Origin of the sequence: Streptococcus sanguinis, assembly GCF_020729765.1 — a bacterium.
GTDB lineage: Bacteria > Bacillota > Bacilli > Lactobacillales > Streptococcaceae > Streptococcus > Streptococcus sanguinis_Q.
This window is the reverse complement of record NZ_JAJEPD010000004.1, coordinates 1-666: the sequence shown is the minus strand read 5'-3', so window position 1 is coordinate 666 and position 666 is coordinate 1. Positions and strand designations below refer to the sequence as shown.

The following is a 666-nucleotide window of genomic DNA, read 5'->3' as shown; positions in this document are numbered from 1 at the left end:
TTAAAATCTTCAAAATTTTTTGAGTTCTCGATTAGAAAATATACCCGTTGTTCCGTTGTTTTATTTCATATTTGTAATTTGTTTTGCGATAAACTTCATACTGACGATGCGAATAACAAAATTGCAGGGGCAAAAATTATAGAAAACCGTTATTCGCATCGTCAGTATGAAGTTTATCGCAAAACAAATTACAAATATGAAATAAAACAACGGGTATATTTTCTGCTCGTTGAATCAATTCATTCATATTCTTCATTTTCGGAAGTAAAAATTCTAAGATGTTTATGATTTCCCTTTGAACAAACTTTTTCTCAAAATAAGTTTCATTATAAGGTTGTTTTCTACTTAATTTACTATCACGTACGACTTGTTTCATATTTGAATCAGTCATAAAAAAAGTAACATGCTTGTGTCTAAAATCAATTTTTAAATGTAAAGCTTTAGCTTTTTTCTTAAAATCTTCAAAATTTTTTGAGTTCTCGATTAGAAAATATACCCGTTGTTTTATTTCATATTTGTAATTTGTTTTGCGATAAACTTCATACTGACGATGCGAATAACGGTTTTCAAAAATTGCAGAATTGCAGGGGCAAAAATTATAGAAAACCGTTATTCGCATCGTCAGTATGAAGTTTATCGCAAAACAAATTACAAATATGAAATAAA

1 pseudogene is annotated in these 666 nt (G+C 27.9%); it reads right to left on the bottom strand.

From position 1 onward, the window contains the following. Positions 1-220: 220 nt before the first annotated feature. Positions 221-574: pseudogene (locus tag K4H96_RS00085) on the bottom strand (SAG1250 family conjugative relaxase); the annotation flags it as partial. Between the last annotated feature and the right edge of the window lie 92 nt (positions 575-666).